At 66.1% G+C, this 16,197-nt stretch carries 14 protein-coding genes; 3 read left to right on the top strand and 11 right to left on the bottom strand.

Annotation, left to right across the window (positions count from 1 at the left end):
• Positions 1–2: 2 nt before the first annotated feature.
• The 9 genes from rapZ to VGQ94_02350 all read right to left on the bottom strand — a co-directional run bounded on the left by rapZ (position 3) and on the right by VGQ94_02350 (position 10,760).
• A complete protein-coding gene (gene rapZ / locus VGQ94_02390; protein ID HEV2021352.1) occupies positions 3–902 on the bottom strand; it encodes an RNase adapter RapZ in 900 nt (299 codons plus the stop codon).
• A gap of 52 nt (positions 903–954) precedes the next feature.
• The gene (locus VGQ94_02385; GenBank protein HEV2021351.1) at positions 955–1,500 is read right to left on the bottom strand and encodes a hypothetical protein; all 546 of its coding nucleotides are present in this window, start codon (positions 1,498–1,500) and stop codon (positions 955–957) included.
• A gap of 67 nt (positions 1,501–1,567) precedes the next feature.
• On the bottom strand, positions 1,568–2,752 hold the full coding sequence (locus VGQ94_02380; protein ID HEV2021350.1) for an ankyrin repeat domain-containing protein: 1,185 nt from the start codon (positions 2,750–2,752) through the stop codon (positions 1,568–1,570).
• A gap of 197 nt (positions 2,753–2,949) precedes the next feature.
• The gene (gene raiA / locus VGQ94_02375; GenBank protein ID HEV2021349.1) at positions 2,950–3,555 is read right to left on the bottom strand and encodes a ribosome-associated translation inhibitor RaiA; all 606 of its coding nucleotides are present in this window, start codon (positions 3,553–3,555) and stop codon (positions 2,950–2,952) included.
• A gap of 54 nt (positions 3,556–3,609) precedes the next feature.
• The gene (rpoN, locus tag VGQ94_02370; protein ID HEV2021348.1) at positions 3,610–5,226 is read right to left on the bottom strand and encodes an RNA polymerase factor sigma-54; all 1,617 of its coding nucleotides are present in this window, start codon (positions 5,224–5,226) and stop codon (positions 3,610–3,612) included.
• A gap of 42 nt (positions 5,227–5,268) precedes the next feature.
• Entirely contained in the window at positions 5,269–5,997 is a 729-nt protein-coding gene (gene lptB, locus VGQ94_02365; GenBank protein HEV2021347.1) for an LPS export ABC transporter ATP-binding protein, read from the bottom strand.
• Positions 5,998–8,259 carry an LptA/OstA family protein gene (locus VGQ94_02360; protein HEV2021346.1) on the bottom strand — a complete coding sequence of 754 codons (2,262 nt, stop codon included), beginning with the start codon at positions 8,257–8,259 and terminating at the stop codon, positions 5,998–6,000.
• A 266-nt stretch (positions 8,260–8,525) separates the two neighbouring features.
• Positions 8,526–10,226 carry a single-stranded-DNA-specific exonuclease RecJ gene (gene recJ, locus VGQ94_02355; protein HEV2021345.1) on the bottom strand — a complete coding sequence of 567 codons (1,701 nt, stop codon included), beginning with the start codon at positions 10,224–10,226 and terminating at the stop codon, positions 8,526–8,528.
• 3 nt (positions 10,227–10,229) lie between these two features.
• Positions 10,230–10,760: a hypothetical protein gene (locus tag VGQ94_02350; protein HEV2021344.1), complete on the bottom strand. Its 531-nt coding sequence runs from the start codon at positions 10,758–10,760 to the stop codon at positions 10,230–10,232.
• A gap of 603 nt (positions 10,761–11,363) precedes the next feature.
• Between VGQ94_02350 and VGQ94_02345 the strand changes: the two genes are divergently transcribed.
• Together VGQ94_02345 and VGQ94_02340 are read left to right on the top strand one after the other, a co-directional pair.
• On the top strand, positions 11,364–11,639 hold the full coding sequence (locus VGQ94_02345; protein ID HEV2021343.1) for a DUF507 family protein: 276 nt from the start codon (positions 11,364–11,366) through the stop codon (positions 11,637–11,639).
• Positions 11,636–11,911 (top strand): DUF507 family protein, encoded by a 276-nt coding sequence (locus tag VGQ94_02340; protein ID HEV2021342.1) that lies wholly within the window; start codon positions 11,636–11,638, stop codon positions 11,909–11,911. Before VGQ94_02345 ends, VGQ94_02340 begins: the two co-directional genes overlap by 4 nt.
• Positions 11,912–12,012: 101 nt before the next feature.
• Here the strand turns inward: VGQ94_02340 and VGQ94_02335 are convergent, their stop codons facing one another.
• The gene (locus VGQ94_02335) at positions 12,013–13,464 is read right to left on the bottom strand and encodes an NAD(P)-dependent oxidoreductase (GenBank protein HEV2021341.1); all 1,452 of its coding nucleotides are present in this window, start codon (positions 13,462–13,464) and stop codon (positions 12,013–12,015) included.
• Between the two features lie 478 nt (positions 13,465–13,942).
• Here VGQ94_02335 and VGQ94_02330 point away from each other — a divergent pair, with 478 nt between their 5' ends.
• Complete coding sequence (locus VGQ94_02330) at positions 13,943–15,778, top strand: tetratricopeptide repeat protein (GenBank protein HEV2021340.1); 1,836 nt, start codon at positions 13,943–13,945, stop codon at positions 15,776–15,778.
• 60 nt (positions 15,779–15,838) lie between these two features.
• On the opposite strand, the gene VGQ94_02325 is transcribed toward VGQ94_02330, so the two are convergent.
• Entirely contained in the window at positions 15,839–16,042 is a 204-nt protein-coding gene (locus VGQ94_02325) for a cold-shock protein (GenBank protein ID HEV2021339.1), read from the bottom strand.
• Positions 16,043–16,197: the final 155 nt, after the last annotated feature.

The raw sequence follows: 16,197 nt of genomic DNA, 5'->3' as shown, positions 1-16,197 counted from the left end.
GTTCACCGTGGCAGGTCTCGATGAATCACTTTGGCCTCATATCCCGCCTTGGCCAGACTCCGGCGCACGTCCTCGGCGATCATCACCGAGCGGTGCTGGCCCCCGGTGCAGCCGAAGCCGATGGTCAGGTAGCTCTTCCCTTCGCGGATGTAGTGCGGCATCAGGTACACCAGCAGTTCGGAGATGCGGTGGATGAACTCCCGCGTCTGGGGAAACGACCGGACGTACTGGGCCACCTTGGGGTGGCGTCCGGTGTAGTTGCGGAGCTTGGGGACGAAGTGTGGGTTAGGCAGAAAGCGAACGTCGAAGACCAGGTCCGCGTCCTGGGGGACGCCGTGGCGGTAGCCGAAGCTCACACAGGAAATGCGGATGTGCTTATCCGCGGATTCGCGCTGGAATTTTTCCGTGACGTAGGCGCGCAGCTCGTGGACGTTGAAGCGCGAGGTGTCCACCACCATGTCGGCCAGGGCGCGGATGGGGCGCAACCGGCGGCGCTCGGCCCGGATGCCCTCCTTCAGCGGCAGCGCGCGTCCCAGGGGATGCGGTCGCCGCGTCTCGCTAAATCGGCGCAGCAGCGCCTCGTCGCTCGCCTCCAGGAAGATGACCGTGGTGTTGAGCGTTTTTTTGACCGACTTCAGCAGGCCGGGGAGGCGGCTGAAGTTCTGGCCCTCGCGCACGTCTACCACTAACGCGGTGCGCTGAATGTCGGTGGAAGCGCGCGCCATCTCCGCGAAGCGCGGGATCAACCCCACCGGCAGGTTATCCACGCAGTAGTAGTCCAGGTCCTCGAAGGCCTTGAGCACCGAGGCTTTCCCCGACCCGCTCATGCCGGTGATCAGCACCAGCTCGGTTCCGGCACCGCTCCGGGCTCGCTTGGGCTCCGCTTTTTTCCGGCGCGCCATGGCCGAATGGTACCACTGGCAGCGCGCGCCGCGTACGGCTCTCGTGCCCGGCCTAGCCCATGGGCGCTGCGGCCGGCGGACGCGGCGCATCGGCCAGCGCGTTCACCGCGTCGCAGACGCGCAAGATCATCATGAGCGCGATCACGAAGTTCACCAGCACGCACAGCATTCCCAGGATGGGCACGATGCCGCACAGCGTCAAGATGCAGTACGCGAGAAAGATGCCTCGCTCCAGCCGCGGAACGTTCAGCGAGTGCCGCGCCGCGTAGGCGTTGTAGTCGTCGGCGAATCCAGGGAAAACCTGGAAGACCCAGTAAAAATTGTAGAACGGGATGAACAGGAACCCGATGGCTTTGCCCGGCGTGGTCCGCACCTGGCCATCCTGGATGGCGGCCCACATCTTGTAGACCAGCACCAGCATCAAGACCGCCGCGAACAGGATGGGGATGTAGGCCAGCAGGATGAAGGCCGCGCCCGCATCCGCGTCCCGCCCCCTGCCCCCGGCGATGGCCGCGAACCCAATCAGAATCAGCAACAGCCCCAATCCGATTCCCGCGCCCCAGCCGCCCGCATACAAGCCCTTCGAAGGCTTTTCCATCTTCGTCTCCTTATTATCTTTCTCCAGATTATCTTTCTCCAGTTACCCGCCCGGAATCATGCCTGCATTACCTGCCGCCGGCCTGCCTGAGCGCTTCCACGACCTCGGCGTTGTCCTTGCTGCGCAGCGCGCGCTTCAGCGCTGTCCGGCCGGCGGCGGTTTTCGCGTTCACGTTGGCGCCCTTGGCCAGCAGCGCCTGCACCACCTCCAGGCTGCCCTCGCCCGCGGCTTCCATCAGGGCGGTGCGGCCGTCGAGGGCCGCCAGGTTGGGATCGGCGCCCGCGGCCAGCAACGCCTTCACCGTCGCGGCATCGCCCTTGTTCGCGGCCAGCATGAGCGCCGTCATCCCGCTCGACGCGCGTGCGTTGACGGCGGCGCCCCGCGCCAGCAGCGCGCCTGCGGTATCCGCGTCCCCGTTGTCGGCGGCCAGCATCAGCGGCGTCCAGCCGCTCGTATTGCGGGCGTCCACTTCCGCGCCCGCGGCCAGCAGGATGCGCACCGCCTCCGTCTGCCACTGCGACGCGGCGTGATGCAGCGCAGTCCACCCGCTCACGTCCCGGGCGGCCAGTCCGCTCCCTGACTTCGCGCCCCTGGACTTACTATCCCCCGGCTTCCCGCCCTTGGCCAGCGCCTCCAGCAGGAGCGGGAGGATGCGCGTCTCGCCCGCGGCGGAAGCGAACATCAGCACCGTGGTGCCGTCGCGGTCGTGGGCGGCGGGATCGGCGCCCCTTGCCAGCAGCGCCTGCGCCACCTCCTCCTGCCCGCCCAGGCAGGTGGTGACCAGCGCGGTCCAGCCGTTCTCATCGGCGGCGTTCGGGTCTGCTCCCTTTTCCAACAGCAACTGGACCAGCGGCAACCTGCCGCCGTCTGCCGCCGTCATCAGCGCCGTCCATCCGGCCACGTCCCGCGCATTCACATCCGCGCCCGCTGAGAGTAGCGCCCGCGCCGGCTCCGCGTCCGAGCTTTCGGCCGCAATCATCAGCGCCGTGACTCCGTGCTCGTCCCGGGCATCGGGATCGGCGCCGGCCGCCAGCAGCCGGCGTACCGCCGCCACGTTGTCGCCCTCCACCGCGTCTAGCAACTGGTCGGCGAGCCGCTCCTTTTTCTCGGCGGAGAGCGCCGGCTTGGTTTTGGGTTTTGTCTCCGAGGAAGAAGCTGGAGTCGCTGTCTTGGCGGGCGCGGTGTCCTTCGATTGTGCGGGAGGCTGGTTTGAAGTTTGGCCGAGGGCCAACGGAAGAAGCAGCAGCGCCATCGCGCCGCACAGGGCGCGCCACGCCGCAAAAGCGCGAGCCGATTGAGTTAGACCCACCACAGATATTGTCTTAGCCCGGGTTCGTATCAGGGGCCGACTTCAGTCGGCCCGTCAGCGTCACACTCTGGAACAGCGGCTTTAGCCGCTGCGGCACCTTGGGTTTCGCTTCCTTTTTCCTTTTTCCCTTTTCCCTGTTCCTACGGCGCTTCAATCAACTCCATCTTCCCGTCCTTCAGCCGGTGCAGGACTTTCACCCGGCCCTCGGGGTCGCGGAAGACGAAGACGTCGCGATCGCGGAACTCGGCCTCCTTGATGGCCTCTTCCAAGGTCAGGGGACGCAGGGCGACTGCGTTCTCCGCGCGCACCACGTGCGCTTCGATTGTGCGAACGCTCGGGGGAAAGGAATGGACCAGGACCGGGGCCGAGGCGATGACGGATTCGCCTACGACTGCCCCGCCTTCTTCTTCTCCGGCGGCGCCCGCCCGTTTGTTCGGCGCAAGCTTCCGCGGATGCCGCTTGCGCGCCCGCCACCGCCCCTTGTACTTCACCGCCTGCCCGTGGATGCGGTCCAGGGCCTCGGCGACCGCCGCCGTCATGTCTTTGGCCTGGGCCAGGCCCACGATGGAGTGATCGCGGACGGTGACGGTGATCTCGGCGATGTGCCGGTGCTTCTCCACCGCCAGGATCACGTGCGTGTCAAAATTACTTCCCAGGATCTTTTGAAGTTTCGCCAGGCTGTGCTGCACCTGCTTCCGGACCGCGCTGCTCACCTCGTACTGCCTTCCGGTGTACTCCACGCTCATTTGACTCCTCCTCTGGATCCCGATGGGGACCCCGGTATGGAACCAACTGCAACGTTAGTTCTTCGCTCTGCGCTGGTGGGTGCTCGGGATGCGCATGTCCTCCCGGTACTTCGCGACCGTGCGGCGAGTGACCTGGATGCCCTGCGACTGAAGGATGCGGGTGATCTGCTCGTCGGTCAACGGCCTGGCGGGGTCTTCGTCCTCGATCAGCTTCTTCACTCTGCGTTTCAAGATCAGCAGCGGGGTGCCGCCGCCCTCCGGTCCGGCCACGCTCTCGCTGAAGAAATACCGCAGCTCGAACACTCCCTGGGGCGTGTGCGCGTACTTGTTGGCCACGGCCCGGCTCACGGTGGAGGGATGCACGCCCACTTCCTCGGCTACGTCCTTGATCATCATGGGCTTCAACTGGTCAATGCCCCGGTCCAGGAACTCCCGCTGCCGCTCAATGATCACGTAGCACACCTTGGTGATGGTCTGGCGCCGCTGCTCGATGTTCTTGATCAGCTGGATGGCGGACTTGTATCGCTCCTTTACGTAGGTTCGAACCTCTTTCTCCGCATCGCGGCGCAGCAGGCGCCGGTAGGCGGGATTCAGCCGCAACTGCGGCACGTCGTCCTCATTCATCATCACCACCCAGTCCTCGCCGTTCTTCACAAAGGCCACGTCGGGCTCGATCAGGCGCGGCTCCGTCTTGTTGTAGCGCAGCCCCGGCCGCGGGTCGAGCGTCTTGATGTACTCCACCGCCGGCAGCACGCTCTCCACCGGGCGCCCGATGGCCCGCGCCACCTCCCGGTATTGCTTGTTCTGCAGCTCCTTCAGATGGTCGCGGGTGATGGCTATGCAGTCCTCGAGCAGCGCCGGGGTGACGCCGTTGGCTTGGGCGCTGTGCTGGTGCAGCAACTGCTGCTGGTATGCGAGTTGCGCCAGCAGGCAGTCGCGCAGATCGCGCGCCGCCACGCCCACCGGATCCAGCCCCTGCACCAGCGTGATGGCCTGGCGCAGAACCTCGCAGCTTAGGCCCGGGATGGGCGCCGCCGGCCGCGGCATGGGAATCACGTTGCTCTTGTGTTCCACGTTTGCGTCAACCTCGGCCTCCGCGCTCTGCTCTTCCTCTTTCGCGGCTGGCTCCTCGGCCGCCGGCTCGACGCAGGCCGCGCCCAGCAGTTCGTCCTCGCTGGCGGTCAGGTAGCCGTCGTCATCCAGATTGCCGATCACCAGCTCCGCCGCCTCGCGCACCTCCGGCCCCACGTGCAGCGAGCCCAGTTGCCACATCAGGTGGTCGGTGAGCGTGGTGGGACTGGAGAGGAAGTTCTCGAAGGAAGGCTTCTCCACCACTTCCGCGGCCGGGCTGCGGTACCCGGGGTCGAGATAGTCGCGGAAGAAGGAGCCAAAGTCGATCTCGTCCAACGGGTCGCTCTTCTCCCCCGTGGTCACCTCGCCGTCGGAGACCTCGGAGCGATCGCGCTTTTCTTCCCGCCCCGCCACCTCGTCCAGCAGCGGGGCGCTGGATTCCATCTCCTCCAACACCGGATTCTCCACGATCTCGGCGTTGATCATGTCCTTCAGCTCCAGCTTGTTCAGTGCCAGCACGCTGACCATCTGCACCAGGCCGGGCGTGAGGATCTGCTTCTGCGAGATCCGAAGATTCAATTTTGGTTGGAGGAACGCCATGGGGAACCCAAGGCCGGCTGGAGGGGCCGCCCTTCTGGAATGCTACACCAGCGAGAAGCTCTCGCCTAGATACACGCGCTTGACTTCAGGATCGCTGCCCAGCTGCGCGGGAGTCCCGGCACGGAAAATTTTTCCGTCGTGGATGATGTACGCCCGGTCGGTGACCGTGAGCGTCTCCCGCACGTTGTGGTCGGTCACCAGCACCCCGATGCCGCTGGCCTTCAGGTCGAAGATGATCTTCTGCAGGTCGAGCACGACGATGGGATCGATGCCGGAAAAGGGCTCGTCCAGCAGGATGAAGGTGGGAGTGATGCACAGACAGCGCGCGATCTCCACCTTGCGCCGCTCGCCGCCGGAAAGCGTGTAGCCACGGTTGCGCCGCACCTGCCCCAGTCCCAGCTGGTCGATCAGCGCTTCCACCCTCTCCCGCCGCTCATGCCAGGAGATGGGTTGCGCTTCCAGCACCGCCAGGATGTTCTCCTCCACCGTCAGCTTGCGGAAGATCGAAGGCTCCTGCGGCAGGTAACTGATTCCGAAATTCCGCGCCCGCAGGTACATGGGCACGCGCGTGATGTCTTGTCCGTCCACCACCACGCGCCCGCTGTCCGGGGCCGTGAGGCCCACGATCATGTAGAAGCTGGTGGTCTTGCCCGCCCCGTTGGGGCCCAGCAGACCTACCACTTCCGCCTGGTGGATCTCGAGGCTGACCCCGTTCACCACCTTGCGCCCGCGGTAGGATTTGCTGATCTCTTCGGTCGCCAGCGTCTGCATCTATTTTTGGACTTGCGTCTGGGTGACGGTGCGGGAGGCGGTGCTGCTTCCCACCACCACCCGGTCCCCTTGATTATAGAACGTCACCGAGTCCCCGGTGGCGGTGCCGTGCCTGGCATCGGTCAGGTTGGGAGGATTGGCGGCATCGCCCGTCAGCTCGAACTTCCCCTCGGCTGCGGTGTACACGAGCCGCGTACCCGTCGCCTTCCGGCCCGGCGCCTCGATCGCCACGTGTCCCGTGGCCACCACGCGCTCCACCTGGCTGGCGGCGCCCGAAGCTGGTGCGGCCTTCCCGGCTCCCGCGAGTAGATAGATCTCCATGGTCTCCGCCGTCACCGTCTGCTCGGAGCTCTTCAGCGTCACTCCACCCTCGAAGCGCGCCTTGCGCTCCAGGTCGGAATATGCCAGTCGCGCTCCCGTGACGTTCACCGCCGCCAGCTTCCCCTGCTTGTCCGGCTGCACGAAGACGGTGGAGACCGGCTGCGCCGCGCTTCCCTGGGCCACCACCGCGCGGCGCTCGCGGTCGAAGTCGATGCTGGGCGCCTGCACGATGTTCGACCCCTGCCACAACCGCGCGCCTCCCGAATAGTGGGCGGTGGGCGGGTGCGCGCTCATGCTGGCGGCGGTGACGTGGATGGGATCGCCAGAAGCCAGCAACGCTCCAGTCGCCGACCGTCCGGCCACGCGGTAGGTAGTCTTCACCGCGCCCTGAGCCTCCGCTTCGCCGCTGCGGCGGTACAGCCGCAGCAGCGTGGCCGTGATGGTCAGCGCGCCGTCGGTCGCCTGCGGCGACCCGCTCAGTTCCACCGTCTCCGTAGCCGGAAGGTAGCGCCCGCGCTCTCCCGACGCATGCCGGTCTCCGTCGGTGTAGCGCACGTCGCCTTGCTGCGTCACCCCGGCGATAGCGCCGCTGCCGTCGAACAGCACATCCAGCTCGCGGCTGGTGCTCACCTTATCCGCCTGCCCCGGAGTCGAAGAAACAATCCTCGCCTGCGGCGCCCCGTGCAACGCGCGCGGCCGGTTGCTGCTGTCGAACGTGGCCTGGAATTGCGTGGCGCTGACCGCGGTCGTGGTGGGCGGCGATGCGCCCCGGAGGGGTAGCAGGCGGATCTGGGGCGATCCGGAGATCAGCGCCCGCTCCACCCTGCGGCCTTCGGCAACGGTCAGTTCGACTGTCCCAGCGCTCAGCTCCGCAGGCCGGCTCTGAGAACTCTTGCCCTTCGCTCTCGCCGGCGCCGGCGTTTGCTTCAGCTGCACCTGGTCGAGCGCGCGCACCTTGCTCAGCCGGTTTTCCCGGCCGAACTCCATGGCCACGCGGGCGGCACTGCCGGAAAACGACGAGGGTCCGCTCGCCTCCACCGTCACTCCCCCCAAGAGGTCCCCCGAGTGCAGTTCGTCCTTCTCGTTCATGCGGAACTCGCCCCGCGGAGCGCGAACCATAAAGCTGTGCTCCCCGCCCTCGCTCACCTTCACGCCGCCTTCGGCGGCGATCCTTTCCACGGTGTTGTTCTCGCGCAGGAAGGCGATCACCTTCGCCGCCTCCACCGTCCGTCCCTGCTGCTCGATCTTGACCCCTTCGAACACCGCCTGCCGCGGCTCCCGGCTCACGACGGCCCGCGCCGCGCGGATCTCCGCGCCCTCGTGCCCCGTGGTCTTCACCCACACCTCGGAGCTGAAGGTCAGAAGGTTGGCCTTGGAGTCGTAACGGGCTCCCAGGGCCGTCCCCGACCCTTGAGGGATTCGGAACTCGATGCGCTCCCGCGTCTCCGCGATCCCCGTCTTCTGATTGAAGACCAGGCCGCTGGTCTTCAAGTGGATGGGATTCTTCAGCTCCGTGGGCGGCGCCTGGTCGGGACGCGCCTCACCCCCCGCCGCCTCCAGGTCGATGTGCACCTCGCCGCGCGCCGCCACCTCGCCCGTCGCGGGGTCGTACTCGAACTGCGAGCCGTAGATCTGGTCGTAGCGCTCGGCCTTCCGCCCGTACACCAGGATGCTCACGTCTTCCAGCGTGGCCCGTCTGCCCGCCTTGTATTGCACCGCCTTGCCCGCCCGGATGGTGAACAGCGTCCGCCCGCCCTCGGACTTGGAGAGCAAGAAGCCCTGCGTGGTCTGCTGGATGTCCACGCCCAGCTTCTGGGACACCGCCGCTACCACGCGCCGCTCCAACCGCCGCATGTACAGGTAGCTCCCCAGGACCACCACCACCAGCGCGATGGCCGCCACGACGAACCACTTTCGCAAGCGAGCGACGTTCAGGGGCATCGTTCCAATCTTACGCGAACCACCAGCAGGCTGTGACCGGCAAGGACGGTGTGGCGTGGGCGCCCTCGCCCGCGAAAGCTTGCTCCACGGACCGTGTGGCACAGGCGTCCTCGCCTGTGCAGCCGGGCGAAGCTACGCTGGCAACGCTGTCATCCTGAGCGAGCGTGGAGCACCGCGACGAGCGAGTCGAAGGGAGGGCTCAGCGCGCCTTCTTTACCGCGGGAAGAGTCGACGGACCTGGGGGTTTCCTTTTTCCCTTTTCCTTTTTACTTTTCTTCCGCCCGCACCACATCGCTCAGCGTCAACTGCAGCCCGGGAAACTCCGGATTGGGGTTCTGCTCCACCGTGAAGGCGAGGTCGAGCGAATCCCCGGCCTGGAAGCTCCCGAGCCGCTCCCCCATGCGCCAGCCCAGCGCGTCGAAGGCACGCCCTCCCTGCATCACCCGCAGCTTGAGGTGCTTCTCCTTGAGCAAGAATGGCGGCTGCGCCAGACGCACCCCGCGCGCGGCAAACACCGGCTGGGGATTGCTCATGCCGAAGGGCGCCAGCCGCTGCGTCTCGCGCAGGAAGTCCGGAGTCACCTGGTCGAGCGTGATTTCGCCATCGATGGTCAGCATCGGCTCAAAATCCGCCGGAGTGAGCCGGGCGCGAGCAAAGCCGTCGAGCGCCGCGCGCAGCTCCGGCACCCGCTCTGCCGGAAGGGCGAAGCCCACGGCGAACGCGTGCCCGCCAAAGCGGGTGAACAGCGAGGCGCAGGATTCGAGCGCCTCCAGCAGGTGGAAGGTGCGCAGGGAGCGCCCTGAGCCGTGCGCCTCCCCGCCTTCGATGGAAACCACCAGCGCCGGCCGGTGGTAGCGCTCCACCACGCGCGTGGCCACGATGCCGATCACTCCGCGGTGCCAGCCCTCGCCCTCCACCACGATGCAGTAGGACTCGCGCAGCGCTTGGTCCCCGTCCAGCCGTTTGAAGGCCGCCTCCACGATGCGCGCCTCCTCCTGTTGCCGGTCGGCGTTCAACTGGTTCAGGCGCTGGGCGATCTCGCGGCAGCGCTCCAGGTCGCGCCCGCTGAACATCTCGATGACCTCCTGGGCCACGTCCATGCGCCCGGCGGCGTTGATGCGCGGCGCTATGCGGAAGCCCACGTCGCCGGCCGTGATCGGCCCGCGGTCCAGCCCCGCCACCTCCAGCAGCGCCTTCAGCCCGGGGTTGGCAGGCGTGCGCAGGCCGGCCAGCCCCAGGCTGGCGAAGACGCGGTTCTCCCCCGTCAGCGGCACGGCGTCCGCGATGGTGGCCACGGCAACCATCTTTAGGAATGACGGCAACAGGCTTTCGCGACCGTGTTTTTCCAGCAGCGCCTGCGCCACTTTGAAGGCCACGCCTGCGCCGCACAGCGCCTTGCACGGATACTCGCAGCCCGGCTGGTTAGGATTCAGCACTACCAGCGCCCGCGGCAGCGCCTGGCCCTCCGGCAGGTGATGGTCGGTAACGATCAGGTCCACGCCCGCGCGCTGGGCGGCTTCGGCGGCGGCAAACGCGCGGATGCCGGTATCCACGCTGATGATCAGCCGCACGCCTTCGCCCGCGGCCTGCGCGATGACTTCGTCCTTCATGCCGTAGCCGTCGCGGATGCGGTGCGGCACGTGGTAGTCGGCCGTGCCGCCTAGCAGCTCGATGGCCGTCTTCAGCAGCACGATGGCCACCGTGCCGTCCACGTCATAGTCGCCGTAGATGAGGATCTTCTCTTTGCGCTCGAGCGCCGCCTCCAGCCGCTCCACCGCCGCGCCCATCCCGGACATCAGGTAGGGCGAATGAAGGTGGGAAAGCTGGGGAGAGAGGTAGGCGCGGGCTTCGTCGGCGGTGCGCACTCCACGCGCCACCAGCATCCGCGCAATCAGCGGGGAGAGTCCCGCTTCCGAAATCAGATGGGAAACGGCCGCGTCCTCGGCCTGGCGCAGCTTCCAGCGCACAGCTCAGCGCTCTTCGTCGGGATCGGGGCCGGTGGCCTCGTCGGGCACCGTCCCGTCGAACTCCTCGGTCATTTCCAGCAGGCCCTGGTAGCGGTCGTACCAGGAGGTCGAGATCTCGTAGAGGAACATCACGCCCTGCTGCGGCCAGCCCAGTTGCAGGAAGCCGGTCTTGCCGATGTAGGTGCGCAACCAGCGCGCCTCTTCGATGTCCTCGTCCGAGGGAAAGCGCGAGTTGCGCAGCCGCTCTACCAGAAAATCCACGTCCGACTGCTCCAGCAGCGCGTCGTTCATGGTGAGAAAGCTGGCGCCGCCGGCCTTGGCCAGCTCCACAAAATCCTTCCAGGCGTCGAGATTGCCGCGCGCGTCCCAGGAGACGCTCGCCACCTCCTCCGCCACATATCCCTGGAAGCGCCGCAGGCCGTGGCCCTCGATGAAGGCGGTCATGTCGTCCTTCAGGCTGGTGAGGTCGTGCTGCGTGCTGGAGTGGCGCATCGGCCCCATCTTACTCCGCTTTTCGGCTTGGATGCTCGCCACCCGCCTGCTGTCATCCTGAGCGAGCGCGGAGTGCAGCGACGCGCGAGTCGAAGGACCCTATCCCAACCACCAACTCTCAGGACCTGTCTTGCGTTTGCATTTTGCATTTCGAATTTTGTCTTGTTTAAGGAAACGCCCCCTGGTGTCAGGAAACCCAGTCGTGGGTTGCCCCAAACCTGCCACTACTGAGGACCGAAGGGATGGCGACCCATGGGCACGGGCATGGCTGAGGCAGCGCAGGAACCAGGCATCTAATCTCATAATGCCCCGTAAGTCGGTATGGATTGAAAAACCGGACCTCATGCCCCGTAAGTTGGTATGGATTGAAAAACCGGACCTCGTTGGTTGGGGCTGCTCCGAATGCGCCTGGCTCTTCCAGACCCCCAGCGTTCCAGCTGGCAAGTCCCTGGAGGAGATTCTGCGAAACTTTGAATTGCAGAGGGACAGCGACTTCGCATTCCACGTTTGCGCCAAATACCCGAAAAGCGACCAAGAATCCTGATTCTCAAACCGACCCCCTACCGAACACCCAGGCCCGAAGGACCCGCCCCTATCCTGTGTTAGACTTTTCAATTCGCACAGGCATTTCGTTCGCTTCCGATGATGCTCTCCAGGGAATACGTGGGCTATCTGGCCCGCGAAGTCGCCAAAAAACTGATCGCTGGCGAGTTCATTGAGACCTCCGACCCCGCCAGCGTCACCGCGCGCGTGCACGCGGCTATGGTGGAGGAGCTCGCCCTCGAGGACCGCATCAACGACGAGGTGCGCGCCATCCTGGAGCAGTACTCCGACGAGATGCGCAAGAGTGGCGCCAGCTATCAGGAGATGTTCAAGAAGGTGAAGAACGAACTGGTGCGCAAGTACAAGGCGGTGCTGTGAGGCTCTCCCGCGACAAAGTGAACAAGCTAGCCCACAGCGTCGCCGACGCCCTGGCCGAGGTGGACGCGGTGGACTTTCTCGAAGACCGCAACACCATCCGCGTGGAGGTCCGCCGCCTGCTGGAGGAGCTGCTCAAGGAAGAGGAGAAGATCGACCTCGCCGCCCGCCACAAGATCGAGAACCAGAAGCGCACCATCCTCGAAGGCACCCAGGAGTGGGACATCCTCTACCGCAAGTACTACAACGAGGAAGTCAAGAAGCTCGGCATCTAGCCTTCAGCTCTTAGCACTTAGGAACGTGTGGCACAGCCGTCCTCGGCTGTGCGTTTGTCATCCTGAGCGAAGGCCGCCGTGGCGGCTGAGTCGAAGGACCCTTACGTAACCAGGACCGCGCCCCTCCGCCCCATCCTGCTGAGCTTTTCATGCATGGCCACGGCCGCCTTGCGCGCCGCAGCGATCGCTGTCACCACCAAATCCGCGCCGCGGACCGCGTCCCCGGCAGCGTAGATATCCTCGCGGTCGGTCTCGCCCGTCTCTTCGCTCTTGACGATGATCGTTCCCCACTTGGTGGCTTTCAGGTCGGGCGTGCTCTCCGGGATCTCGGTCTCGGCGTTATAGCCGATGGCCAGCGCCACCGTGTCGCACTCCAGCATGAAGTTCGAACCCTCGATGGGGACAGGCGAGCGGCGGCCCTTGGCGTCCGGCGAGCCCAGTTGCATGCGCACGCACTCCGCCGCCTTCACCTCGCCGTTCCCGTTACCCACCAGGCGGATGGGCAGCGTCAGGTACTCGAAGATGACGCCCTCCTCCCGCGCGTGCACGCGCTCTTCCGTCCGCCCCAGCATCTCGGCCTCCGTCCGCCGATAGAGGCAGTACACCTTGCTCTCGGGATTCAGCCGCCGCGCGGTGCGCACGCAGTCCATTCCTGTATCGCCGCCGCCGATTACGACCGTCACTTTCCCGACATGCGGCTTGGGGTCCGGCAGATTGCGCCACTGCTCCGGCAAAAGCTCCGGCGGAAGGTTGCCGCGCACCAGGTACTCTGTGGCCTGGTAGACGTTGGTCAGTTCCTCGCCCTCGATCTTCATCTCCCCGCCCTTGACCGCCCCATAGCCCAGGAACATGAGGTCGTAGCCCAGCTTCAGCAGGTCTTCCACCGGATGGTTCTTGCCCACGCGGTAGTTGCAGACGAAGGCGACGCCCAGCTGCTCCAGGTAATTCAGCTTCTCCAGCACTACTTCCTTGTTGAGCTTGAAGTTGGGGATGCCGTAGAGCAGCAGGCCTCCGGGCGCGGGCCAGGCCTCAAAAACGGTGACGTTGTGCCCGCGTATCGCCAGCTCCTCGGCCACCGCCAGTCCGGCGGGGCCGGATCCCACCACCGCCACTCGCCGCCCGGTCCGCGGCGCCTGCGACCGTCGCGGATGCCCATAGTTCCTGCGCACGTAGTCGGAGACGAACGACTCCAGCTTTCCGATGGTCACCGGAGGCTTGTGTGCCCCCACCACGCACGAGCCCTCGCACAGCTTTTCCTGGGGACAGATGCGCCCGCACACGTCCGGCATGTTCGAGGTCTCGAGGAATATCTCCGCCGCGCCCAGGAAGTCACCATCGCCCAGCAGGTAGAAGGCGCCGGGGATGTCGTTGTGCACGGGACAGGCCTGCATGCAGGGCGCGTGCTCGCACAGCAGGCAGCGCTGCGCCTCCAGCACCGCCAGCTCCGGCGTGTAGCCCTGATAGACCTCGTTCCAGTTATGGACGCGCTCTTCGGAGTCCTGCTTGGCGACCTTGATCTGGTCGATGTCGTAGCGCTCGCGGCGGCTCAGCATGTCGTTTGGCGCGTCCCCACGACGGCTTAGATGCGCGGGCACAAAGGCCCCGGCTTCATCCCCACTCTTTCAGGGTAGCGCCGGCGTCCCGCCGGCAACTCCACCGTCCCCACAACGGTGCTCACGTGGACATAGGCTATCCTCGGAGCGCCGCGCAGCGCAAGCCCGCCGCATCCGCGCAAGCACGTAGCTCCAGAGGGTAGTGCCAGCGTCCTGCCGGGTGTCGTTAGGGCATCCTGCCCTCGCTTGGCCGCGCCTGCGCCCGCCACAAAGGGGAAGCAATCCGAGTCCCGCCAGGGACGACCAGCCGGACAAAGGGGAAGCGGCTCGAGTCCCGCCAGGGACGACCAGATAGTAGCCCGGCACGTAAGTGCCGGGTTAGCAACCGACCGGGAGCCCGCGCGACCGACCCCGGAGCGCAGCGATGGGCGAGGGAGCGCGAGCGGCTCCTGGTGCTAGCATTGTCTTCTTCACCGCCATGGGTCGCGCTCCATACCGCCGACTGATTCTCGCCCTCCTGGTCTCCGGGTTGGCTCCGTGTTTTGCCGCCGGCCAATGGGTGGAGGTGCGCTCCCCCCACCTCTCCGTGGTCACCGACGCCGGCGACCGCCGCGGCCGCGAGCTGGCGCTCCAGTTCGAGCAGATGCGCGGCGTCTTCGCCACCCTCCTGCTGCGCAACCGCGTGAACCTCCCCGTGCCGCTGCAGATCGTGGCCTTCGAGAACTCCTACGGCTTCCGTCGCGTCGTCCCCTTCTGGCGGGGAAAGCCGGTCGAAGCCTCCAGCCTCTTCCAGCCCGGCGAGGACCGCGACTTCCTCGTCCTCGATCTTTCCTCGAACGAGAGCCTGCCCACCACGCTTCACCAATACGCGCAGCTGCTGCTCGACGCCAACTACCCGCGCACCCAGCCCTGGTTCGACGAAGGCTTCGCCGAGTACTTCTCCACCATCCGCATCTCGGCCAAGGAAGTGGAGGTCGGGCGTTCCCCGGCTTCGGCGTCGCTGCTCCAGGGCGCCGCGCTCCTGCCGGTCACTGAGCTCTTCGCCGTGGGCCGCGACTCGAAGCTCTACCACGACGGCGGACGGCACACCCTCTTCCATGCCGAGTCCTGGCTCCTGGTGCGCTACGTCTTCGAGAATGGGAAGCTGCCGCAGGCCGCCGACTACTTCGACCTGCTCCACAACCAGCGCCTGCCGGCGACCGAGGCCATCCGCCGCGCCTTCAACGTGCAGCCGGCGCAACTCGACCGCATCCTGCGCGATGCCGCCAATCCCGTGCGCTCCTCCACCCGCACCTTCGAGGCTCCGGCCGGCATCGACGACTCGGCCTACAGCACCACCAAGCTGGACGAGCCTGACTTGAAAGCCGTGCTCGCCGATCTCCATCTGCATTCGCCCGGCTACCTGGACCAGGCCATCCGCGAGTTCCAGGAGGCGCTCGCGCTCTCGCCCAACCACGCCGCCGCCCACCGCGGGATGGGTTCCGCCTACCTCAGCAAGCAGCAGTTCGGCCCGGCCGGCGAGCACTTCCGCCAGGCCGCTACCGTGGACTCGAGCGACGCCAGCGTCCACTACTACTTCGCCCTGCTGATGAACCGCGAGGGCCTGGCCGCCGGCGGCCACATCGAAAACCCCTGGACGATGAAGAAGGAGGCGGAGACCGCCATCTCCCTCGCTCCTGACCTTGCCGTCGCCTACAGTCTGCTGGCCGTCGCCGAGAGTTCGATCGGCAACCAGGAAGCCGCCATCGCCGCCATGAAGAAAGCGCTGCGCCTCAGCCCCCGCAATGATCTTTACGCCGCCAGCCTGGCCCAGTATGACCTGCTGGCGCAGAAATGGGACGACGCTGCCGCGCTCTTCGAATATCTGCAGGACAGCGACGACCCGCAGATCGCCGCCTCCGCCGCCGACGACCTCAAGCTGCTGCCTGCGCTGCGCAGGATCCCACCGCCCGTCGTCGCCCGCCGCGAGCAGCCCCAGGATTGGTCCGAGTACGACGACCCGAAGTGGCGCCGCCGCACCCCCGCACCGGCCCAGCCTGTGGCCCGTGAAGAGGGGCCCGCGCCGCCCGACAACCGCCCCATCAAGTTCCTCAAGGGCAAGCTGCTTCAGGTGGAGTGCTCCCAGCCGCCGGCGGCGGTCCTGACCGTCTTCGCCGGCAAGAGAACCTGGAAGCTGCGGGTGGCGGATGCGCGCGCGCTGGTGCTGGTGGGCGCCCCAGCCTTCTCCTGCGGCTGGCGCGACCGAGATGTGGCCGTCAACTACCGCGAAGGCGGCCAGGCGAACCGCGACCTGGTCTCCCTCGAACTCGACTAGCGCAAAGAAATAGCCCCTCTCCGCGAAATCACGGAGAGGGGCCGAAAGCTGTGGGGACAGCTAGCCCCGGACGACGTTTCCCGCCTGGAAGCCCTTGGGACCCTTGAGCAGGTCGAATTCCACGGTCTCGCCCTCGTTCAATGTCCGGAATCCGTTCTCCTGGATCGCCGAAAAATGCACGAACACGTCTTCGCCCGTGGAGCGTTGGATGAAGCCGTATCCTTTGGCCCCGTTGAACCACTTCACTGTTCCCTTTTCTCTCACTGAAGAAACTCCTTTCGCCTCTGCTGGGTTGATGGTTGACCTTACAAAAAACAAAGGCTGCCGGGCCCTCGCCCGCCCATGGCGGACTTCAGCCCTGCAACCTCACTGCTCTTGCCTGCGGATACACTGCCCAAAACATGAAGCCGGGTCCGATT

It is taken from the genome of Terriglobales bacterium, from assembly GCA_035937135.1.
Lineage (GTDB): Bacteria > Acidobacteriota > Terriglobia > Terriglobales > Acidobacteriaceae > DASYVL01.
Note: the sequence above shows the minus strand (reverse complement) of the source record. Positions and strands in the feature narration are given on the sequence as shown.